This is a genomic window from Sutterella megalosphaeroides, assembly GCF_003609995.1.
GTDB lineage: Bacteria > Pseudomonadota > Gammaproteobacteria > Burkholderiales > Burkholderiaceae_F > Sutterella > Sutterella megalosphaeroides.
In genome coordinates this window covers 774,332-795,355 of the sequence record NZ_AP018786.1, presented here as the reverse complement: position 1 = coordinate 795,355, position 21,024 = coordinate 774,332, and the positions used below count along the sequence as shown (strand labels likewise).

General features: G+C 62.7%; 16 protein-coding genes. 7 read left to right on the top strand and 9 right to left on the bottom strand.

What is annotated here, in order from left to right; all coding sequences use genetic code 11:
• Window positions 1-12: 12 nt before the first annotated feature.
• The gene (locus tag S6FBBBH3_RS03625) at window positions 13-1,359 is read left to right on the top strand and encodes an anaerobic C4-dicarboxylate transporter family protein (RefSeq protein ID WP_120176457.1); all 1,347 of its coding nucleotides are present in this window, start codon (window positions 13-15) and stop codon (window positions 1,357-1,359) included.
• Window positions 1,360-1,511: 152 nt separating this feature from the next.
• The gene (locus tag S6FBBBH3_RS03620) at window positions 1,512-2,195 is read left to right on the top strand and encodes a FadR/GntR family transcriptional regulator (RefSeq protein WP_120176456.1); all 684 of its coding nucleotides are present in this window, start codon (window positions 1,512-1,514) and stop codon (window positions 2,193-2,195) included.
• 200 nt (window positions 2,196-2,395) lie between these two features.
• Here S6FBBBH3_RS03620 and S6FBBBH3_RS03615 read toward each other — a convergent pair whose 3' ends face one another.
• Both S6FBBBH3_RS03615 and S6FBBBH3_RS03610 read right to left on the bottom strand, forming a co-directional pair.
• Window positions 2,396-3,133, bottom strand: coding sequence for a cupin domain-containing protein (locus S6FBBBH3_RS03615; RefSeq protein WP_120176455.1), 738 nt, complete (start codon window positions 3,131-3,133; stop codon window positions 2,396-2,398).
• Between the two features lie 14 nt (window positions 3,134-3,147).
• Window positions 3,148-4,674: a flavocytochrome c gene (locus S6FBBBH3_RS03610; RefSeq protein WP_120176454.1), complete on the bottom strand. Its 1,527-nt coding sequence runs from the start codon at window positions 4,672-4,674 to the stop codon at window positions 3,148-3,150.
• Window positions 4,675-4,901: 227 nt separating this feature from the next.
• Between S6FBBBH3_RS03610 and S6FBBBH3_RS03605 the strand changes: the two genes are divergently transcribed.
• From S6FBBBH3_RS03605 to S6FBBBH3_RS03585, 5 genes are all read left to right on the top strand, one after another.
• On the top strand, window positions 4,902-5,846 hold the full coding sequence (locus S6FBBBH3_RS03605; RefSeq protein WP_120176453.1) for a LysR family transcriptional regulator: 945 nt from the start codon (window positions 4,902-4,904) through the stop codon (window positions 5,844-5,846).
• Window positions 5,843-6,823 (top strand): LysR family transcriptional regulator, encoded by a 981-nt coding sequence (locus S6FBBBH3_RS03600; protein ID WP_120176452.1) that lies wholly within the window; start codon window positions 5,843-5,845, stop codon window positions 6,821-6,823. Before S6FBBBH3_RS03605 ends, S6FBBBH3_RS03600 begins: the two co-directional genes overlap by 4 nt.
• Window positions 6,824-6,997: 174 nt before the next feature.
• On the top strand, window positions 6,998-8,518 hold the full coding sequence (locus S6FBBBH3_RS03595) for a flavocytochrome c (RefSeq protein WP_170143805.1): 1,521 nt from the start codon (window positions 6,998-7,000) through the stop codon (window positions 8,516-8,518).
• A gap of 172 nt (window positions 8,519-8,690) precedes the next feature.
• Window positions 8,691-9,650: a LysR family transcriptional regulator gene (locus S6FBBBH3_RS03590; RefSeq protein ID WP_120176450.1), complete on the top strand. Its 960-nt coding sequence runs from the start codon at window positions 8,691-8,693 to the stop codon at window positions 9,648-9,650.
• A 239-nt stretch (window positions 9,651-9,889) separates the two neighbouring features.
• Entirely contained in the window at window positions 9,890-11,707 is a 1,818-nt protein-coding gene (locus tag S6FBBBH3_RS03585; protein WP_120176449.1) for an aryl-sulfate sulfotransferase, read from the top strand.
• Here S6FBBBH3_RS03585 and S6FBBBH3_RS11395 read toward each other — a convergent pair.
• The 7 genes from S6FBBBH3_RS11395 to S6FBBBH3_RS03550 form a co-directional block, all read right to left on the bottom strand.
• The gene (locus S6FBBBH3_RS11395) at window positions 11,653-12,018 is read right to left on the bottom strand and encodes a P-loop NTPase family protein (RefSeq protein WP_120176448.1); all 366 of its coding nucleotides are present in this window, start codon (window positions 12,016-12,018) and stop codon (window positions 11,653-11,655) included. The genes S6FBBBH3_RS03585 and S6FBBBH3_RS11395 overlap by 55 nt on opposite strands.
• Window positions 12,019-12,332: 314 nt before the next feature.
• Window positions 12,333-13,607 carry a dicarboxylate/amino acid:cation symporter gene (locus S6FBBBH3_RS03575; RefSeq protein ID WP_232008824.1) on the bottom strand — a complete coding sequence of 425 codons (1,275 nt, stop codon included), beginning with the start codon at window positions 13,605-13,607 and terminating at the stop codon, window positions 12,333-12,335.
• A 318-nt stretch (window positions 13,608-13,925) separates the two neighbouring features.
• On the bottom strand, window positions 13,926-14,807 hold the full coding sequence (gene fdhD, locus S6FBBBH3_RS03570) for a formate dehydrogenase accessory sulfurtransferase FdhD (protein WP_120176447.1): 882 nt from the start codon (window positions 14,805-14,807) through the stop codon (window positions 13,926-13,928).
• 21 nt (window positions 14,808-14,828) lie between these two features.
• Window positions 14,829-15,749, bottom strand: coding sequence for a formate dehydrogenase accessory protein FdhE (locus S6FBBBH3_RS03565; RefSeq protein WP_170143804.1), 921 nt, complete (start codon window positions 15,747-15,749; stop codon window positions 14,829-14,831).
• Window positions 15,750-16,107: 358 nt separating this feature from the next.
• Window positions 16,108-16,824, bottom strand: coding sequence for a cytochrome b/b6 domain-containing protein (locus S6FBBBH3_RS03560; RefSeq protein WP_120176445.1), 717 nt, complete (start codon window positions 16,822-16,824; stop codon window positions 16,108-16,110).
• Window positions 16,825-16,834: 10 nt separating this feature from the next.
• A complete protein-coding gene (locus tag S6FBBBH3_RS03555) occupies window positions 16,835-17,755 on the bottom strand; it encodes a 4Fe-4S dicluster domain-containing protein (RefSeq protein ID WP_120176444.1) in 921 nt (306 codons plus the stop codon).
• A 16-nt stretch (window positions 17,756-17,771) separates the two neighbouring features.
• Window positions 17,772-20,885: a molybdopterin-dependent oxidoreductase gene (locus tag S6FBBBH3_RS03550; protein WP_120176443.1), complete on the bottom strand. Its 3,114-nt coding sequence runs from the start codon at window positions 20,883-20,885 to the stop codon at window positions 17,772-17,774.
• Window positions 20,886-21,024: the final 139 nt, after the last annotated feature.

The window sequence follows — 21,024 nt, the reverse complement described above, 5'->3', positions numbered from 1 at the left end:
TGAGGTTTTCCCATGGATCTCGTTTTTTGGATTCAACTCGCCATCGTCGCCGTCTGCATCGGCATCGGCGGTCGATTCGGCGGTCTCGGTCTCGGCGCCGCCGGCGGTCTCGGCGTGTGCCTTCTCGTGCTCGGTTTCGGTCTCAAGCCGAGCTCCCCGCCGGTTTCCACCATCCTCATCATCGTGGCGGTCATCGCCTGCACGTCGGTACTCCAAGGTGCGGGCGGTCTCGACTTGATGGTGCGCTGCGCCGAACGGCTGCTGCGGCGCTGGCCGAAAGCCATTACGTTCGTCGCGCCGTTCGTGTGCTCAATTTTCGTGATCTTCGTCGGCACCGCCTACGTCGCCTTCGCCGTCTATCCGGTCGTTGCCGAAGTCGCCACGCAGGCCAAGGTTCGTCCGGAACGTCCGATCGCCGCCTCCGTCATCAGCGCGGGCATCGCCGTCGTCGCTTCGCCCATGTCGGCCGCCACCGCGGCCATGGTCGCCGCGCTCTCGCCCTACAACGTGAGCCTCATCGACATTCTACTGATCAGCGTTCCGGCCTTCCTTGCGGCTACGCTCTGCACCTGCCTGGCCGTCTACTGGCGCGGCCCCGAGCTTGAGAACGACCCCGAATTCAAGCGTCGCGTCGCGACGGGTGAATTCATCGAGTTCGCAGCGAAGTCGTCCGATGAAGACAAGAAGACGCCCGAATCGGCGCAGGCCGCCAAGATCGTGCGCCGTTCCGTCGCCATCTTTGCGCTCGGCGTTCTCACGGTGCTCTTCTTCGGTGCAGACAAGGCGCTTCTGCCGCATTGGACGGTGGACGGCAAGGAAACGATGCTCCCGATTCCGAGCCTTATCCAGATGCTCATGCTCGCGTGCGCGCTCTTCATCATCGTTCTGTGCAAGGTGCCGCCGCACAAGTTCTCCGACGGTTCCGTCTTCCGTGCGGGCCTTGTCGGCGTGGTGGGCGTCTTCGGTATTTCCTGGCTCACCGGGACCTTCTTCGACGCCTATCAGGACACGTTCATCGAGCTCTTCAAGACCATGGCCGAGTCGACGCCGCTTCTCTTCGGCGTGGTACTCTTCCTCTTCTCCGCGGTCATTCTCAGTCCGTCGGCGACCGTCGTGGCCCTTATGCCGATCGGTGCGGCGATCGGGATCCCGCCGTTGCTCCTCGTGGCGCTCTATCCGGCCACGTGCGGCGACTTCCTGATTCCGGGCGGCGCTCAGATCGGGTGCTGCGCCTTCGACCGAACGGGGACGACCCATCTCGGCTCCTGGGTACTCAACCACTCCTACCTGCTCCCGGGCTTCGTGCACATCCTGAGCGGAACGGCGGCGGGCTACCTGATCTACAGCCTCATCGGCTGAGTTCGACGCTCACTTCCGAACCCCTCGAACAAGCCGGGGAACGCCCTCAGAAAGGGGGCTTCCCCGGCACTTGCGTATCTGCGCGACACCGCAGTCCCCGATGGATTAACATCCATAAACTTCCGTACGATACTTTCCTCGGTTTTCACAAGATGAACGACGACACCCTCTTCCAGGACATCTTCCAGCTTTTGCGGCAACAAAGCCGCGAAGAGGGGAAAGTCGACACCGAAGTTCAGCTCGCGGAACGCTTCAAGGTTTCACGTTTCCGCGTGCGCCGCGTACTCGACCGCCTCACGGACATGGGTGTCATCGCGCGCGCCCAAAAGCGCGGCGTCACGCTCATGCCCTACAGTCCGAATCTGCTGGCCTCGCAGATTTACGACCACCTCTCGATCGCATCCTTCGACGGCTACGAGATCGGCGAGGCCCGCACGAGCACCGAACTCGAAATCCTGCCGCTTGCCATGAAGCGGATGACCCCCGTCATCTTCGGCGACCTCGAGGAAAAGCTCAACCGGATGGCCCGCTGCACGGAGTTCCACGGAGCCGTTCTGAAGCTTTACTTCGAGTGCCACCGCACGATTCTCAACGCCGCGGGAAACCGCATTCTCTACGGCTACGCCTACGCGCTCGCGCTCCATCACGACCGAGTTCTCCAATCGCACCTGCACCACGACCACGAAACGGTGATGCAGCTCCTCAACGGCATGCGCGAACTCGTCTCCTATGCCCGAGCGGGCAAGCTCGAGGCCGCCCGCGAGACCCTGCGCGAGATGCTTGAAACGGAATCGAGCTACGTCGTTGCGCTCGGACGCGAAGAAAACGCCGACTGATGGACGACGGCGCCCGATGCGGGCTTGCCGTTCGACCGATTGAACGGCAGGCGCTAACTCCAACGCTCGAAACACCCGGCTCCCGAGACCGATCATGAAAAAGAGGTCAGGGAGGATGTTTCCTTCCGACCTCTTTTATCAATACGTGATCGGCACTGGGCCGTCTTTTCACGAAGAGCCTCTCCGGTTTGGGTGCCCCCTTATTTCTTTCCGAAAACCGTCTGGTTGGTTCCGTAGGGACCGATGTTGAGGTCGCGCCGGCGCACTTCGTCCACTTTGTCGAAGGCTTCTTCGGCGGGCGTCAGGTACTTGACGTCACGACGCCAGTGGTACTGAAAGCCGTTGAAATGCGCGTTCTTCGGGTACCAATAGAGAACGCCCAAGCCCTTTTCGTAGATCGGCGTGTTGTGGATCGTGTTGCCCGGGATGTAGAAGTACTGGCCCTTCTTGAGCGGCACGAACCGGCCGTCCGCAAGCGTCATCCCTTCACCCTTCACGGCGTAGTAGCACTCGGGCTGCGAATGGTAGTGAGGCTCATGGTCGGACATGCCGCCGTCCGTGATCCCGATCACGACGGGGGCGTCGGCGAGGTCCTTCCAGATGTAGCCAACGGGCGAATCTTCATACCGGCAGCTCTTCACCTCGAGGATGTTTCCCTTGTCGTCGAGGCTCTTGCAGAACTGCTGGTCCTTCGAAATCGAATTGTTCGCCCGGATCGTGCGAAAGTCGATGCGACCCGCTTCCCAGTCGCGGATGTAGGCTTCGACTTCCGGATTGCGGCAGGCTTCGGGCATCGTATCCTGAGGCAGGTACGGGGTGCTCCAACGCGGAACGTAGAGCGGTTCTTGGTACGCAAACTGCTCGTGCGCGTATTCCTGCGCCGAAGCGGCGCAGGAAACGGCGGCGACGAACAGCGCAACGAGGCTGCGCTTCGTCATGAGACCACTCCTTCTCAGGCCTTCGCGGCACGCTGGCCCGCGATGCGACCGTGCACGATGCACTCCGTAATCGAGCAGGTACCCAGACGCACGGCGCCGTGGGTGCCGCCCGTCGCTTCGCCCGCAGCGAAGAGACCCGGGATCGGCTTGTCGGTCAGGACGTCGAGCGCGGCGCAGTTTTCGTCGATGCGGATGCCGCCCATGCAGTGGTGGACCTTCGGCGCGAGACGGGAGACGTACCAGGGACCGTTTTCAAGCGGACGGGCGCCGACCTGAAGGAGCCGACCCATGGCGTCGGTCTGAGCCTTCTTGCGGACGTCTTCGTTGTACGCCTTCACTTCGGCTTCGAGCACGTCCATCGGGATCTTGAACTTCTCGGCGATGGCGGCGAGGCTGTCGAACTTGAAGACGCAGCCCTTTTCGAGCGCCTTTTCGAGGTGCCCCGGGCGCGATTCCCTGATCGACACTTCAACGGCGTTCGAGTCGGCGATCGCGATGCACTGCTGCTCCTTGTTGTTCAGGTTGATGATCGCGTCGGCGCGGACCTTGCGGTTCGCGAGTTCGTTGACGAAGCGCTTGCCGGTCGTCGTATTGACCCAGAGGCCGTACATGGCGCAGCAGTCCTGCGCAAAGCCAACGGCCAGACCGAAACCGGCTTCGTCGGGCGAAGCCCAGGGACCGCACTGGATCCAGTCGGCCTGAATGACGTTGCAGCCGATCGAGCTCGCCACGCGCCAGAGTTCGCCCGTGGCGCCCGGCTGATTGGTAGTCTGGAAGCGATCCGTCAGCTTCGGGTCATGCGCCACGCGGAAGGCCACGTCGGCGCCGAACCCGCCGTGAGCGAGCACCACCGCCTTGGCGGCGCGGATGTAGCGGACCGTACCGCTCGAAGCGTCCGGAAACTTGTAGCCCGTGCGAACCTTGAGGCCGAGCACGCGGCCGCCTTCTTCGCGGATGACGTCTTCGACGTAGGTGCGGGTCATGACCTTCGCGCCCTGCTGCTTCGCCTTTTCGATCCCCTTCATGATGATGGTCGATCCCGTACCCGAGAGCGTGATGCAGCCGCGGGCGACCGAGTGACCGCCTTCGGCGACGACCGTCTGTTCGTTCCATTCGACGCCGAGCGTCTTGCGGGTCCACTCCCAAGCTTCAAGGCTCTTTTCGGCGACGAGCTTCACCTGCACGGGGTCGCCCAGACCGAGACCTTCGCGAAGCATGTCTTCGGCGAGGAGTTCGGGGCTGTCCTTGATGCCCTTCTTTTGCTGCATCGGCGTGCCGGTGACGGCCATGGCACCCGCATTGATGTTGGAGTTGCCGCCCACGATCGCCATCTTTTCGATAATCACGCAGGAAGCGCCCGCAGCGGTCGCTTCAACGGCGGCGGACATGCCCGCAAGGCCCGAGCCGACGACAACGACGTCGTACGTCTCGTCCCACTTGGCGGGGACCTTGGTCGAGGCATTCGCGCTCGTCGCGGCAAAACCCAGGCCGGCCGCGGCGGCGGAAATCGAAAGGAAGGATCGGCGGGAAAGCTGAGCCATATTGGTTCTCCTTTGAAGCTTGGAAGGAAACATTGCGGTGGTCCGGTCCGCACCGGGGAAATGCAACACCCGACATGCGAACCCCGCGGGTTGTTCTCGAGGCTCCCCCGAGCGACGGCGCCGCACCGGTGAGGCCTTGGAAGCGATTCTAGGGAGCCTTCCTCCTTTCAAAAATATTATGATTGTCAAAATTCCCTTGCATAAATGTCATAGCATCCGAAACCCTCATGCGAATCAAATTCGAAACCTGGGCGCTTTTCACTGCCGTTGTGCGGGAGGGAAGCTTTCTCGCGGCGGGCCGAGCCCTCGGCATAGATCCCGCCTCGCTGATGCGACGCATCAACCGGCTTGAAGAAGACCTCGAACTTCAGCTTTTCAGCCGCGCCGAAGCGGGCCTCACGCTCACGGTGAGCGGAAGACGACTTTTCCGAGAAGTGGCGCCGCTTGTCGCGCGCATGGAAGCGGCCCTCGCCCGCAAGGGCGCACCGGGCGGCGAAGGAGCGGGAAGCGCTCCGGGGCGCTTCGGTCTCGCCTGCTCGGGCGACGTTGCGCTCGACCTCGTTCGGGATGCCGCCGCGCGGATCGGCGCTCGACATCCCGCGATGCGCTGGGACTTTCGGGTGACCTGGACGGGCGATGCGTCCTCGGCCCGGGACGACACCTTCCCGGCGGTTTCGATGCGCGCCCGTACGCACCCCGCTCGCAAAAGCCGAACGGAGATCCCGCTCGGCAACGTTCGTCGCCTGTGTGCGGCCTCGCCCGACTTTTTGGAAACGCACGCGCCGCTTCTCTCGCCCGCCGACCTCGAAGAACTCCCCGCTGCTCTCACCCAAGAGGCTGCCGGCGTTGTGGCCGCGCGCGACCGGATTCGAGAGGTGTTCGAGCGAAACGGCGAATACTTCCCCGTGGAACTGCACCGCCCGACCCTCTTTCGCCAGGCACGAAGCGCGGTGCAAGCCGCCTTGGACGGAGAGGCCGTCGCCGTCGGCATTCCCGAAGCGCTTCTGCGTCCGTTTTTCCTCGAAGGCCGCCTCGTCCCTCTGCTTCGGGACTGGTGCATGCGTCCGATGGTGCTCGAAGCGGACGTGAGCGCCCGTTGGCGCTCCAACCCCGTCGTACTGGAATTTCTGGAGGCCGCCCGCACGGCGACGAACGAAGGAGAAGTCCGATGAGCCGTCAACTTTTCGAATGCCTTGAGGCGCTCGGCGCCGTCGCCGAAACAGGCAGCCTCACGCGCGCCGCGGAAACGCTCGGGATTTCTGTTTCCCAAGCCTCTCGGCGCATCAAGAATCTTTCGGACGAATGGGATGTGGCGCTGCTCGAACGGGCGGGCACCGCGACGATCCTCACCCCGGAAGCGGCGCGTCTTCTCGAAGAGGTTGCCCCGGTCATGCGCGCCTTCGACAACCTGGAACGCCGCTTCCAACGCACGCGCGCCGACGAAGTTTCCGTCGAGGCGCCTTCCGCCGTCGCGTCCGTCGTTCTCGCGCCTTTGGGGGCGGCTTTTTCGGAATTGGGCCTGCGCCTGCAACTTCGCGCCACGGACCGCCCCAACCGCACCCCCGAAGGGGAGCTCGACTTTTCGATCGTGCTTCAGCCCGAGCCGCCCGTCGAGCGCGTCATCGCCACCCGCTTGGGCACGATGCCGCTCGTCTGCGCCGCTTCGCCCGACTACTTGGAGCGTAACGGCGACATCACGCACCCCGACGACCTCAGTACGCACGCGGTGCTCACGGCCCTCTTGGAGCGCCGCCCGACCTTCGAGCCTGTTTCAAAGGACCCGAAGGACTTGAAGGATCCGGCGGACAGCGACCGCCCCGACTTGTCGGTTGAAGCCGCACGCGCGCTCGGACGCGTCCCCGAGACGCTCCTTACGTCCGACCTCAGCACGCACGACGCCCTTCTCAATGCGGCGCTCTCGGGTGCGGGCGTGGCCGTGGGTCTGCCCCGATGCCTTGCGCACGCCGCGCTCCGTCGCGGGGACCTTGTCGAGGTGTTGCGCGACTGGCGCATGCCCGCTCCCGTGGCCTGGCTGCTGCGCGCGCCCCAACGCTACCCGTCGCCCCGCATCCAAACGGTCGTGACGCTGTGCCGCAGACAATGGTCCGAAACGCCGGGGCTCGCCGTCGAGAAGCGTCCCGTGCTTTGACTTTCATGCAATGGATTTCAGTTTTCTTCGCAAAAATCACAATTTTAAAGGGACCTTCTCCGCGTTAACCCCAGACCGAACTTACCCTTAACGCTCTCCCCGACCGAACACGCCGTATGGAAAATGTGTGTCCTTCGACATTCGGCCGCAGGCCCCAAGCGTGTAACGATTTCCATGCCCCCTACTCGAAACCCGATTCCTTCCGAAGTCTCAACCTCCCGACGCGACGCCGACGCCGCACCGCGTTCGGCGCTCGATTCGAGTCCCGAAGTCGCGGACGTCGTCGTGATCGGTTCGGGCTTTTCGGGCCTTGCTGCCGCTCTGGAGGCGGCGGAGCGTTCGGGCGGGAAGGCCCGCGTGCTCGTTCTTGAAAAGATGGGCACCCCGGGCGGCAACTCCGTGATCGACGAGGGGATGCTTTCGGTCGCGAACTCCCCGCAGCAAAGCGCGCGGCACATCGCCGACTCGCCCGATCTGCTCGCGAACGACATGCTGGAAAACGGCGAGCACCTGAACGATCCGAGCAAGGTCAACTACGTCGCGCTCCACTCCGAAGCACTCTACGACTGGACGACGAAGCGCCTCGGCGTCGAGTGGCTTCCCATTGTCACCTGGGCGGGCGGCCACAGCGTCCCGAGAACGCTCACGGTGCGAACGGGGTCGGGCCGCGAAATCTACGAAAAGCTCATCCGGGCCGTGCGCGAGAGCGGCGTTGAAATCCGCCTCAACGCCTACGTGGAAGCGTTTCTAACGGACACCTCGGGCGAGGTGGTCGGGCTTCGCGTGCGCGAGGGCTACGCCTTTCCCGATGCCGAGAGCGGCACGGTGCGCGAGATTCGCTTCCGTCGGGGCCTGTGCCTCTGCTACGGCGGGTTCGGTGCGGACGTTGCGTACCGCATGCGCTTCAACCGGCAGCTCACGGCCGACTACGACACCACGAACCAACCCGGCGCGACGGGCGAACTCTGGCGCGAAGCCGAGCGCATCGGCTGCGCGATGATCGAAGCGAGCCGCATCCAGTGCACGCCCTGGTCGAATCCGAAGGAAAAGGGCATGGGAAGCGGGTGGCTCTTCAGCGACTACGTGGGCGCCGACTACGGTCTTTGGGTGGACGGCAACGGGCAACGCTTCGTGAACGAACTCTCGAACCGGAAAACGGCAAGCGACGCCGTGCTGGAACTCCACCGGCTCGGCCTCAAAGCCATCGCAATCGGCTCGCGCATTTCGAAGGAAAAGCTCGACCAACTGCGCCCGGGCTACATGGACCGCATGCTCGAACGCGGGCTCATCAACGCGTACGACACGATCGAAGCGCTCGAGGCGGCTTGGGGAATTCCTACGGGCGCCCTGCAAGCGACCGTCCGCAACTTCAACGCGATGATCCGCCGTCGGCGCGACACCGAATTTTTCCGCCCCCTCACCGTCGCCAAGCCCTTGGAAGATGGTCCCTGGTACGCCGCCGAGATGCGCCCCAAGGTGCACCACTGCATGGGCGGGCTCCTCACCGACACCCTCGGGCGCGTGCGAAACGCCGCGACCGGTCGAGCGATGCGGGGACTCTACGCCGCAGGCGAGTGTGCGGGCGGCGTGCACGGCGCCTGCCGCATGGGCTCGTGCGCCATCCTCGACTGCCTCGTCATGGGCCGCACGATCGGCCGGCTGGCTGCGGAGACGTTCCCCGAGGCACGAGACTGAGACAAGGCTGCGCTCGCCCTGCGCCGAGCGAAAGTCATGCTCGGTTTACGAACAGCGGTCCATTTTGTCAGGGCAATCGAACGCGACAGTCGGTAATATCGAACTTCGACCAAAACGACCAAGCCGACCGAATCGACCCTCTCGGTCGGCCCGACCACACCTTTCAACCGCCATGCTTCGTCCTTCTCTTGATACGGACGCACTCTTCCTTTTTCGGGAACTGATGCGTACGGGCTCGCTCACGCGCGCCGCAGCCGCCTGCTCGATGTCGATCGGAAGCGCAAGCCGCCTGCTCGGCAAATTGCGCGAAACGTTCGGCGACGATCTTTTCGACCGAACCAACCACGGGCTCATTCCGACGCCCAAGGCGAAGGCGCTCGCGCCGCGCGTCGCCAAAATCGTCGGCAACTACAGCGAACTCTTCAATCCGGAAGTATTTGCGCCGACGGACCTCATCCGAGTACTTCGCATCGGATGTGTCGACACTGCGATCTTCACCTACCTTTCGCAAAGCCTCCCGCCGCTCTTTGAGAAGGCACCGCGAATCGGCGTCGAATTCCGTCCCATTTTGCCGAACTTTACCGAGCAACTCTCTACGGGAGAACTCGACTTCGCCGTCTACCCGACCGCCCCGGCGAGCGACGTCCTCCACTCGGCGCCGCTCGCCGAGGACGTCTTCGTGCTCGCATGCTCGAAAAAGCACCCGCTTGCGCGCCTGAGTGAAAAGCGGCCGCTCACGGCTGAGGATTTCAAGCCCTACCGTCAGGTTCGCATCGCCACGGCGCCCGCGAAGTACGAGGCCGACCCGTGGTCGGACACCCGGGGCGACGTGCCGATGCTCGCCGACAACGTCGCCGTCTGGACGCCCTATTTCATTTCCGTCCTGCAGATCATGAGCAACATGGAGCTCTGGGGAGCCGTTCCCTTTCAGACGTTCATGCGACTGCGCCGGTGGTTCCCCGACCTCGTGATCCTCGGGCGCCCCGCTTCGGCGAAAGCCTTCTCCCCGAAGCTTCTCTGGCACGAGCGCCTCCACGAAGATCCCGCTTCCGTGTGGGTGCGCTCCGTACTCCTTTCCGCCGCCAAGGAACTGGCCGATCTCAAAGACCTGCCCGTCCTCGAGGGCATCTGAGACGAGTTCGAAACTGCGGTTTCCGTTACATGCGGGAAACATCTTTTTCGATTTTTCAGAAAAGCCGTTTCCCGTAAACACTCCGCCGACCGTCGAAACTTCCGATGCGCGCCGCGCCTCCCAAAGGCGACACTACTCCTCGTTACGAAGCCCGCTTTCAGGGCATGACCACCCAACCCCCTGACACGGGGGACATGCGCCGCGGCGAGAGTGCCGGGCGCAAACAAAGGAGAAACACCATGCAGAAAAAGTGGATCGCCCTCGCGATCGCCGCGACGATTCCGTGTGCCGCTTTTGCCATCGGCGGCCCCTCGGGGGCCAAAGTGGACTACGAAGTTCAAGGACACATCGGCGAAGTCATGGCGAATCCCTATGGGATCGCTCCGCTCACGGCCGTGATTCGCGACGGCGGCTACACTCTTTCGGACGTCACCGTCCACATCGTTCCGAAGCAGGGCGGTCAGCCGATCGACTACAAGGTCTCCCGCACGCAGCTTCTCACGCACGGCGGTATTCCCGTCTTCGGTCTCTACGCCGACTACCTCAACACGGTTCGCGTCGAGTACACCCGTACCGACACGACGGGCAAGTCCGAAAAATTCAAGGACGAATACAAGCTTTACGCTCCTCCCGTCTACTTCGAACCCGCCGGCAATACGATGGAACGCGCGATGCCTTTCGGCGTCGACGTGAAAAAGGTCGACAAGGAATTCTCCGACCGTCTCTACTTCGTCAACAACCTCGCCGAAAAGTCCGGCGTCGGCACGCGCGCCGTGTGGAACAACCCCACGGGCGGCGCTCTCGAATGGAATTTCTGGCCGCAGAACACCGTTATCGACACGAAGGGTGAAGTTCGCTGGTACATGTTCGCCAACCCCATCTACGACCTCAACTCGCTCTACAGCGCGGGCGTCATGATGGGCTTCAAGCAGAACGACGACGGCCTTCTCACCTGGGGCTACGGCCAACGCTACGTCAAGTACGACATCCTCGGTCGCGAAGTCTTCAACCGTCGTCTGCCGCTGCGCTACGGCGACTACTCGCACTCGATGGACGACGCCCAGAACGGTCACTACTTCCTGCGCGTCGCGAGCTCGAACTGGAAGCGCTCCGACGGCAAAAACGTTCGTACCGTTCGTGACGTCATCGCCGAAGTGGACGCCAACGGCAACGTGGTCGACGAATTCCGCCTCGCAGAAATTCTCGATCCGTACCGCGACAATGTCATGAAGGTGCTCGACCAGGGCGCCGTGTGCCTCAACATCGACGCTTCGCAGGCCGGCAAAACCCTCTCGTCCGAAGACCTCGCCAAGCTCGACGCTTCGGACAAGTTCGGCGACATCGTCGGTACGGGTCCGGGCCGCAACTGGGCGCACGTCAACTCCGTCGACTACGACCCCGAAGACGACTCCATCATCATCTCCTCGCGCCACCAGTCCGCCATTGTCAAGATCGGTCGCGACAAGAAGGTGAAGTGGATTCTCGGTTCGCCCGAAGGCTGGAAGAAAGGTTGGGCCGAAAAGGTCCTGAAGCCCGTCGACGCGAAGGGTAACCCCATCAAATGCGAAGGCTCCAAGTGCGAAGGCGACTTCGACTGGACCTGGACGCAGCACACGGCCTTCAAGATCGACGAAAAGAGCAAAGGTGACATCATCTACGTCTCGGCCTTCGACAACGGCGATGCGCGCGGCATGGAACAACCCGCTCTGCCCGAAATGAAGTACTCGCGTTCGGTCGTCTATAAGATCGACCAGAAGAAGATGACCGTCGAACAGGTTTGGGAATACGGCAAGGAACGCGGACACGAATGGTACAGCCCCGTTACGTCGCTCACGGAATACCAAGCCGACAAGGACTCCGTCTTCGTCTACTCGGCGACCGCCGGTGCCAACTTCGACCTCTCGACGGGTGCCTTCACCTCGGCTCCGAACCCCTTCATCAACGAATTCAAGTGGGGCGCCAAGGAACCGTCCGTCGAAATCCAGCTGAAGAACTGCACGGGCTACCAGGCCTGGCCGTTCTCGGTCCAGAAGGCTCTCTCGCAGGAAGCGAAGTAATTCGTCGACTGCCCGACCGATCCGGTCCGCCGAGGATCGGATCGACTTGAGGCCGATCCGAAGAGGACGCTCAAACGAGCGTCCTCTTTTCGTTTGCAGGGCCGGAGCATTTTCCCGCTTCGTTTTTTTCGTCCGGAGCACTCTCTCGGTTCGCTTCCGGTTCGCCCAAGAGACGCTGGATCGTTGCGTTTCTCGAGAAACCGCTCGTTCACGGCCTTCTCGACGAAGAAAGTGCGGTATCCTGCACGGACAGCCCGTTTTCCCAGGACCACGGCCGGCAGGCTCTTGCCCGGTCCGGTCGGTCCGTTCAGGTAGAGGTTTTCTCCTCAAACCGGCCGCTGCAGATCCATGAGCTCTTCGAGTTTCTTTGTCGGAACGCAACAGAGCTTGGGATCGAACGTAACCAGGTTGGCATGAGGGAAAACGAGCTGTCTTCAGCCACGTCGCCTTTTTCTTCCGGCCGCGGTTGTTGGCGATCAGTTCGAGCCCTTCGGAGGGGCCTTCGAGGTGCGAGACCTCCGCACGCTGCGACCGGAAAAAGATTCGGGGCGCCCTCCGAGTCCCGTGCAGGAGTGGAAGAACGCCCCGATCGAAGCCTCAAGCGAGGCTCAAGGGAAGCTTGGCTTTAGGCCGAAACGGCTTCGCGCTTCGCTTCGTCTTCGTCGCCGTAGAGGTCCTTGTTGACCATGGCGGCGACGGTACTGTCGGACCAAACGTTCAACATCGTTTCGATCATGTCGATCACGGCATAGACGGGCAGGATCACGCCCATGAGGAGGATGGGAACGTTCATGCTCGCCATGAGGCTCGCCGTGAGGAAGAAGCACCCCATGGGGACGCCGGCGTTCCCGACGGCGGCGATCGTGGCGATCAACACCCAGACGCCGAGCGTGCCGAGCGTGATTTCGGCGCCCGCATTCTGCATGAGGAAGACGCTCGTAATCAGGATGAAGGCCGCGCAGGCGTTCATGTTGATGGTCGTGCAGATGGGAAGCACGAAGCGCGCAACCGCGGGACGAACGCCCACGCGTTCTTCGGAGCAGGCCATCGTGACGGGAAGGGTCCCCGCCGAGGACTTCGAGAAGAAGGCAACGAGAAGCGCGGGCATCATGCCGCGTGCAACGCGCAGGGGGTTGAGACCGCGGATGAGAAGAACGAGCGGAAGGACAACGAGCATCTGCAGGAAGTTCGCCGTCAGCACGGTCGCGAAGTACGTGCCGAGGCCGCCGATGCTCACGCCGCTCGCAAGCTCCACGCAAAGGGCCGAGATGAAGCCGAAGATCCCGACGGGAAGGACCTTGATCAGCCACTTGACGAGGACGAAGAGGACATCCTGGCAGGCCGTGAAGAACGCCGTCAGGATTTCCTGGGAGCGGCTCTCGCGCGGCAGCTTCGCGATCGCAAGACCGACCGCAGCGGCGATGAGAAGCACCGAAAGGACGTTCGCCGAAAGGAAGGGCGCGAGGAAGTTGTCCGGAATCACCGACTGCACGTATGCGAAGTAGCTCTTTTCGGCAACGGCCGCGGGAGCGGTCGCGCCGTCGGGGAGCGCCACGTTCGCGGGACTGAAAAGCAGGTAAAGACCCGCGGCAAGCACTGCGGCGAGAATCGTTGTCAGGAGCGTGTAGAAGATCGTGTGGCGGAAGATCCGGCCCGATTCGCTCGACTTCGAGATCGAAGCGAGGGTCGAGATGATCGACACCGCGATGATCGGGATGCTGATGAACTTGAAGAGCTTGATGAAGACCGAGGAGACGAAGTCGCCGACGGAATGCGTGAACGCCGTTCCGTAAAAGCCGTTCAGCACGCCGAGAACGATCGCGACGAGGTAGAAGCCGGCCATGATCAGCTGCTCGCGCTTGGCCTCGGGCGCGAGTGCGGGTCGAGTGTCAATGGACATGATGATTTCCCTTCTTTGCTGGGGATGTCGGCCGCGCCCCCGGGGGCGGAGTGCGGTCGGGAGTCTGAGAAGTCGGAATGACCTTCGCAGTATAAACCCAACCAAATTCCTCAACTATTTCTTTTCTTCGTCAACACGCACGCAGGCCCAAAGAAAATGCGATGCGGGACGCAAAGACGGGATCCGAAAACAACTAGACGCGGGTTCGGTGTGAGGAATCGTACGCGCGATGTAAGGGTGTGCTGCCCCGAAACGCACGTCACCCGCAACGGCTGCGACCGGTGCGGGCGACGAGGAAGGATTCCGGATTTCAGGCGCTCAGGCGCTCTTGGCGTGTCGTGCGAAGCCCGCCAACGCATCGAGCCCCTCGAGCCCCGTAAGGCGCTCGGGGTGGCTGTAGATGTTCGCGCGACTTCGTCGGCAGAAGGCCGCAAGGGTCATCCCCGCATCGCGCGCCACTTCGACCGCGAGCGCCGTCGGAGCGGAAACGGCAAAGAGGATTTCGACGCCACACATCGCGGCCTTTTCTACCATTTCGTAGGAAGCGCGCGAGCTGATGACGAGCGCCCCGTCCTTCCACCCCGAAAGGGCCCGAAGGCCGAGAAGCTTGTCGAGCGCCACGTGGCGGCCCACATCTTCGGCACCGCCCGCAAGACGCCCGTCGGGCGTCACCCAGACGGCGGCGTGCGTCGCGCCCGTCAGTTCCCCGAGCCGTTCGGCTTCGAAGAGGTACGTGAGCGCCGCGTCGTAGTGCGCCATGTCGAAGGTTTGCGTCACGGGAAGGCGCGGCGCATGACGCACCGCGTCCTTGAGGCTTTCGACACCGCACAGGCCGCAGCCCGTGCGGCCCGCCATCGAGCGGCGGCGCTCCTTGAGCTTCCAGAAGGCTTCGGAGGAAACGCGCATTTCGACGTTTTTCCCGTTCCCGCAGGCGTCCGTCACCTCGATTTCGTAGATTTCCGAGGGCGAGGCGACGATACCTTCCGCGAGCGAAAAGCCCACGGCGAACTCCCGCAGCATCGACGGGGTCGTCATCATGACGGCATGCGAGATGCCGTTATAGACGAGCGCGACGGGGGCTTCTTCGACGACAAAGTCCGTGGCGGGCTCCACGGCATCGCGCACGCGGAGAATCTCCACCGCACGCGCCCCTTCGGGGCGGTCGGCTTCAGGACAATCGGTGCGGTCGGGGGTCGTCATGCGTTTCTCCGAAGACGAAAATCAGGCGTCCTTCGTGTCGGCGGACTCGGCGGCGCGGCTTTCTTCGTACGCCATTTCGAGACCCGTCATCACGATCGATTCGACGTCGGCCGAGAAGGTTTCTTCGTCGCCCGGCGCAAAGAGCGTGGGCGTCGCTTCGCCGCAGCCGCGGCAGACGTGCAGACGGTGCGCCGTGTCGCCTTCGTCGTGGACGTATTCGAGGTCCGAAACCGCTTCGTCGCCGCAGACGGCGCAGCGGATGCGTTCGAACTTCCACGAAGCGCCGCAACACTCGCAAAAGAGCTTCTTGACGTTGCCGGAGCGCGAGGTCGGAACGACCGCGGAGAACGTGGCGGGAGCGCCGCACACGGGGCAGCTCGTACGACGTTCGTGCGAGGTGACGGGGTCGTCGACGCGTTCAAGCGCGTTCGAGGCTTCGGTCGCGAAGCGGTCGAGATGAGCGCGCAACGTATAGCCGAGCACGGGGAGGATCACCATGTCGACGAGCGCTTCGTGCGCTTCGCCGAGACCCGCGGCCGATTCGCGCGCGCGCTCGAGCCACGCGACGGGGTCCGTCGAGGCGAGCTTCAACATGTCGTCCGTAAGGTAGGCCGACCAGTCGAGACCGTTGATGAGCGCGAGCACGTCGGCTTCGGGCTTCAACCATTCGACGAGCGCGGCGAGCACTTCCTTCACGCCCGCTTCCATCGAAGCGCGATCGAGCGTCAGGGCCCCGGTCGAGAGAAGGGGCGCCGTCGGAGCGAGAAGGTACTTCGCGAGTTCCTTCGCTTCGGGCAGCTCGGCCGACACGACGGCCTTTTTCTTCACGTCGGCGGCCGCAAGGAGCATGGGGCCGTAGAGGGCGAGGCGTCGGGCGACGTCGGCGTCGCGGTGATCCGCATACTGCGCGAGCGCGCGTTCAATCGTCTTGCGGTTGAGCATGGGTGGTATTCCTTCTTCTGCGAATGAATGTCGGTCGGGCAAAACGGTTTGAGACCGGGCGCCCGACGAGCACCCGTCCATTCTGCCGCATATTCCCGCCTTTCGGGGGCGGGTCGTCTCCGCGTCTGTATTTTGCTCCCCGACCCGACGCTTTCCCCTTCGTTGCGGGGGAAAGCACCTCCCGGGTGCCCGGAGGGCTTGGAGAAACGCTTGGAGACCGCTTGGCTTTCGCGGGAATGAGGACGAAGAGGAGCTAAAAAACAAAAAGCCGTCCTCATTCCGACGAAGGGCCCGGAAATTTCCGGGCCCGGCGCCGTTGGAGGGGACAGCGGGAGTGCCGTCCCCGATCGGTTTTACGTTACTTCTTGGAGTCCTTCTCCACCGTAACGTTCTTGCCGAGGGCGAGTTCTTCGTTCGCCCAGTAGCCCCAGTGGTAGGCCGCATCCGATTCGCTCACCTTGCCGTCGCCGAACATGATGCGGATCGTGCCGCGGTAGGGCTGGAAGATGCCCGCGCCGAGGTAGATGTGCGCAATGCCGATGAAGACCGTGAGGAAGAAGCAGATCGTGTGCACGAGGTGCCAGAAGAGGAGCGTACCCGCTTCGAACTGCACCGTGAGACCGAACATGCCGGTGTTGAGCCAGAGCACCACGCCCGAGATCGCCATGAAGATCCCGAGGATGAGGAGCGCGCCGTCAGCGAGACGCTGCGCGGACTTCACGTGATGCTGCGGGGGCATGTGCACCTTACCCGGAGCAAAGAGGTAAAGCGGGAACTTCATGGCCCATTCGAAGTCGTCCTTGTCCCACTTGCCGAAGACGTCTTCCTTGAAGAGGTGCACGAACCCCTTGGGAGACTTCAGCACGGCGAAGATCGGAACCAGGATGAACGGAATGGCGATCCAGCGGTGAAGCTGGCGCATCACCTGGGTGAAATCCCCCCCCATGATGCTGCCGCCGAGTTCCGGCCAGAACACGAAGAGGCCCGTAAGCGCCAGGAGGATGCAGGAAATGGCCGCAACCCCGTGGGTGACGCGCGTCAGGAGCGAATGACGCTGAATGTAACGACGAGTCATAAATACCTCCTTACTGGGCGTTCGTGCCCGTCGACTTCGACGCGGCTTCCTTCTTGAGGAGCTCCGCGACTTCGCGGTCGGCCTTGGCACGCTGTTCGGGCGTCCAGCTCTTCTTGGCCTCTTCGATCGAGACTTCCTGACGACGGTAGCCCATCGCGGCGAGGAACGACACGGCGAGGCCGGCGACGACCGCAGCCGTACCGACGGCGGTGACGGGCTTCATGGCCTGCATGACGCCGACCATGGAGTTGGGCTTCGGATCGGTCGGGAGCCCGTAGGCTTCGTGACCGAACTTGAGGACGTGCAGGATGTGCAGACCGCCCATTTCCTTTTCACCGTAGAGCTCAGCCTTGTCGAAGCCCTTGGCCTTCAGGAATTCGACGCGCTTGCGCCCGATTTCGAGCATCTCTTCGCGCGGACCGAACTTGAGGGCTTCCGGCTGGCAGGTCTTGACGCAAGCCGGGACCTGGCCTTCTTCAAGTCGATCGAGACACAGCGTGCACTTGTCGATCTTGCCGTCCGTGTCGCGGAAACGCGGCACGTCGAACGGGCAGGCGCTCTGGCAGTACGTGCAGCCGTTGCACTTTTCCGTATCGAACGAGACGACGCCGTTGTCGTTCTTCTTCAGAGCGCCCGACGAGCAGATCGCCACACAGCCCGCGTCCGTGCAGTGGAAGCACGAACGGCGGCCGATCGCCCAGTGAATGGGCTGAAGCTTGTTGCCGGAGGGCTTTTCGTCGAAGGTCATGACGAGGCGGGTGTCGCCGCCGAGGTCGCCCGGCCCCTGGAGGGAGCCGGTGAACTCGTTGTCGTTCAAGCCCATCTTCGAGGGAAGCATGTTCCACTGCTTGCACGCCACCTGGCAGCCCTTGCAGCCCGTGCAGTGCGAGGAGTCGAAGAGGATTGCTACTTCTTTGTTCTTTTCAGGCATGTTGTTCTCCTAGCCCTTACGCGGCCTTTTCAATGTTGACGAGGAAGGCCTTGTATTCCGGGATGTAGGAATTGGGGTCGCCGACGTTGGGCGAAAGGTCGTTCACGTTGTCACCCGTGGCGAACTTCGTCGCCCACGAGAAGTGGTGCGGCATGCCGACGACGTGCGTGACCTGGCCGTTGATCGTCATGGGCTTCATGCGGATCGTGACCATCGCCTTCACCTTGACGGAGCCGCGGTTGTTCCAGACGCGGACCGTGTCGCCCGAGTTGATGCCCTTTTCCTTCGCGAGTTCTTCGGAAATCTCAATGAAGTTGCACGGGATCAGTTCGTTGAGCCACGGGATGTTACGGGTCTGGGTACCGGACTGCCAGTGTTCGGTGACGGAGTAGGTCGTCACAACGTACGGGAAGTCCTTCGCCGAACCGCGCTTGACGGAGGAGTCGTCCGTGAAGCGGGCCATCGGGTTCTGACCGGCGCCGTTGAACTTGTTCTCCGTGGGGGATTCCCAAGGTTCGAAATGTTCGGGCAACGGGCCGTCGACCATCGAGTACGCGAAGAGACGGGCGTTCTGTTCCCAGGTCATGAAGAAGGCGTTGTTGTCCGGAGCCTTCGCCGTGACGAAGTCGCCCACGTCGTTCTGGATCCACTTGCCGTCCTTCCATTCGACGAGGACGCGGTTGGGGTTCCAAGGCTTGCCCTGCGGGTCGGCCGACGCACGGTTGTAGAGGATGCGGCGGTTGGCAGGCCAGGCAAACGACCAGTTCGGGTAGAGACCGAGCCCCGTGGGGTCTTCCTTCGAACGACGGGTCATCGGCTGCTTCATCGGATCCATCTTGTCGGCTTCGTTGTTGTAGTAGCCGGAGAAGATCCAGATGCCGCAGGCGGTCGAGCCGTCGGCCTTCAGGTCGCCGTAGCCCTTGAGGAGCTTGCCGTCGGCGACGGTGTAGCCGTTCAGAGCCCAGCAAAGCGCGCGGATGTCGTACTTGCCGTCGATCTTGTAGGAGAACTGCGTCTTCAGAATCTGATCCGGGCAGACGCCGCCTTCGGCCTTGTAGAGGGCCTGGATGCGCTCGAAGAGCATCGAGAGCATTTCGAAGTCGGACTTGCATTCTCCCGGAGGTTCGATCGCCTTTTCACGCCACTGGATCCAACGGCCGGAGTTGTTGATCGAGCCCGTCTTTTCGTAGATGAGGGCGGCCGGCAGGAACCACACTTCCGTCTGGATTTCTTCGGGCTTCATGTCCGGAGCATCCCAGAAGAGCGCGGTTTCCGTCAGGAACCAGTCGGCAACGACGAGCCAGTCGAGCTTGGCCATCGAACGACGCACGTGCACGCCGTTGGCGGCCGAGTGCGCGGGGTTCATGCCCCAGCAGAAGTAGCCCTTGTACTTGCCGTCACGCATGCCGTTGAAGGTCATCATCGTGGAGTAGGCACCGTAGTCGAGCTTCGGGCTGATCTTCGGAAGCAGGTCGTAGCAGTAGTCGTTTTCAACCGTGGCGTTTTCGCCGAACCATTCGCGAAGAGCGGACACCCAGAACTTGGGCTTGTTGGCGTAGTAGCCCGCGGCGTACGTTTCCGTCGCGAGGTAGTCGGCGAGCGTCTTGTGGATGCGACCCTGCGGCCACTTGAGGTAGCCCGGAGCATCGGGCACGCTCGCGCCGACGTCGGTCGAACCCTGAACGTTCGGTTCGCCGCGAAGCGCGTTGATGCCGCCGCCGGCGATACCGACGTTGCCGAGAAGGAGCTGCACCATGCACATGGCGCGGCAGTTCTGCGAACCGTAGGTATGCTGCGTCTGGCCGAGAGCGTAGAGGATCGAGCCCGCCTTGTCGGCCTTGCCCGTCGAAGCATAGACCTCCCAGACCTTCTGCATCACTTCCGGATCCATACCCGTCACCTGAGCAACCATCTCGGGCGTGTAGCGGGCATAGTGGCGCTTGAGCACGTTGAGGACGCACATCGGGTTCGAGAGCGTTTCGTCGCGCTTGAGAACCTTAAGATGCGGCGTTTCGAACTTCGGCGTACCCGGAGCGTTCACCCAGGCGTACTCGCCCGTTTCGGACGTATCCCACACTTCCTTGTGGTCGACGTCGTAGCCCCACGTTTCGTCCGAGTAGGTCTTCGTTTCGGGATCCCAACCGGAGAAGAGACCCGTCGATTCGTCGAACTTGTAGTCGGAACGCAGGATGCAGGCGGCGTTCGTGTAGTTGAGAACGTACTCGTGCTGCCAGAGGTCCTTCGAGAGGATGTAGTTGATGAGACCGCCGTAGAAGGCGAGGTCGGTACCCGGACGGATGCGCGCGTAGATGTCCGCGTTGGCGGCGGAACGCGTGTAGCGCGGATCGACCACGATCCACGTGGCGCCGCGGTCCTGGGCGCGCTCGACCCAACGCGAGGAAAGCGGATGGTTTTCCACGTTGTTCGAGCCGATCGACATGATGACGTCGGAGTTCTGGAAGTCGCACCAGTGCGAGGTCATCGAGCCGCGACCGAACGAGGGCGCAAGACCCGAGACGGTCGAGGAGTGGCAGACGCGCGTCTGGTTGTCGATGGCGACGACGCCGAGCGAGCGGGCGAACTTCTGAACGAGCCACCCCTCTTCGTTGTTGAGCTGAGCGGCGCCGAACGAGGCGATGCCGTCGCAACGGTTGACCGTAACGTCGCCTTCCTTTTCAACAAAGGTTTCGTCGCGGGTCTTCTTCACGCGCTTGGCGATGGCGTCGATGGCTTCTTCCCAGGAAACCTTTTCCCAGGTCTTCGAGCCCGGACGGCGAACCATCGGATGGAGCACGCGGTCGGGGTGAAGCTGCGACTTGCGATCCTTCGTCACGACGTTGCGAAGACCCCACATGGCCGCGCCCTTCGGGCAGAGACCGCCGAGGTTAACCGGATGATCCGGGTCGCCTTCGAGGTTGATGAGTTCGCCGTTGCGGGTCGAACAGATCGTGCCGCAACCGCCGGAGCAGTAGCAACAGATGTTCGTCGTTTCGGTGACGTTCTGAAGCTTGTAGGGCGCCTTGGGAGAGGCGGGCGAGGCGGCTCGGGCCGCGGCGGCGATACCGGCGGCGGCAGGCGTCGTGCCGAGAAGAAGGCCACGCTTCAGGAAACTTCTGCGTGATACGTCCATGGGACCTCCTAAATCGTGTCGGGGTGCACGCGGCGCTCCGTTCTCATCAAGCATGCGGCGCCAGCTGTGCGTGGGTCATAACGTGTGCAGGGGAAAAAGCCTTTCGAGCGCCCGAACCGGGAAGCGAAACACGCCTTTC

Bases quoted from the DNA above. Each gene is read 5' to 3' on its own strand.
- S6FBBBH3_RS03625 (WP_120176457.1), top strand. From the start codon at position 13: ATGGATCTCGTTTTTTGGATTCAACTCGCCATCGTCGCCGTCTGCATC.
- S6FBBBH3_RS03620 (WP_120176456.1), top strand. From the start codon at position 1,512: ATGAACGACGACACCCTCTTCCAGGACATCTTCCAGCTTTTGCGGCAA.
- S6FBBBH3_RS03615 (WP_120176455.1), bottom strand. From the start codon at position 3,133: ATGACGAAGCGCAGCCTCGTTGCGCTGTTCGTCGCCGCCGTTTCCTGC.
- S6FBBBH3_RS03610 (WP_120176454.1), bottom strand. From the start codon at position 4,674: ATGGCTCAGCTTTCCCGCCGATCCTTCCTTTCGATTTCCGCCGCCGCG.
- S6FBBBH3_RS03605 (WP_120176453.1), top strand. From the start codon at position 4,902: ATGCGAATCAAATTCGAAACCTGGGCGCTTTTCACTGCCGTTGTGCGG.
- S6FBBBH3_RS03600 (WP_120176452.1), top strand. From the start codon at position 5,843: ATGAGCCGTCAACTTTTCGAATGCCTTGAGGCGCTCGGCGCCGTCGCC.
- S6FBBBH3_RS03595 (WP_170143805.1), top strand. From the start codon at position 6,998: ATGCCCCCTACTCGAAACCCGATTCCTTCCGAAGTCTCAACCTCCCGA.
- S6FBBBH3_RS03590 (WP_120176450.1), top strand. From the start codon at position 8,691: ATGCTTCGTCCTTCTCTTGATACGGACGCACTCTTCCTTTTTCGGGAA.
- S6FBBBH3_RS03585 (WP_120176449.1), top strand. From the start codon at position 9,890: ATGCAGAAAAAGTGGATCGCCCTCGCGATCGCCGCGACGATTCCGTGT.
- S6FBBBH3_RS03575 (WP_232008824.1), bottom strand. From the start codon at position 13,607: ATGTCCATTGACACTCGACCCGCACTCGCGCCCGAGGCCAAGCGCGAG.
- fdhD (WP_120176447.1), bottom strand. From the start codon at position 14,807: ATGACGACCCCCGACCGCACCGATTGTCCTGAAGCCGACCGCCCCGAA.
- S6FBBBH3_RS03565 (WP_170143804.1), bottom strand. From the start codon at position 15,749: ATGCTCAACCGCAAGACGATTGAACGCGCGCTCGCGCAGTATGCGGAT.
- S6FBBBH3_RS03560 (WP_120176445.1), bottom strand. From the start codon at position 16,824: ATGACTCGTCGTTACATTCAGCGTCATTCGCTCCTGACGCGCGTCACC.
- S6FBBBH3_RS03555 (WP_120176444.1), bottom strand. From the start codon at position 17,755: ATGCCTGAAAAGAACAAAGAAGTAGCAATCCTCTTCGACTCCTCGCAC.
- S6FBBBH3_RS03550 (WP_120176443.1), bottom strand. From the start codon at position 20,885: ATGGACGTATCACGCAGAAGTTTCCTGAAGCGTGGCCTTCTTCTCGGC.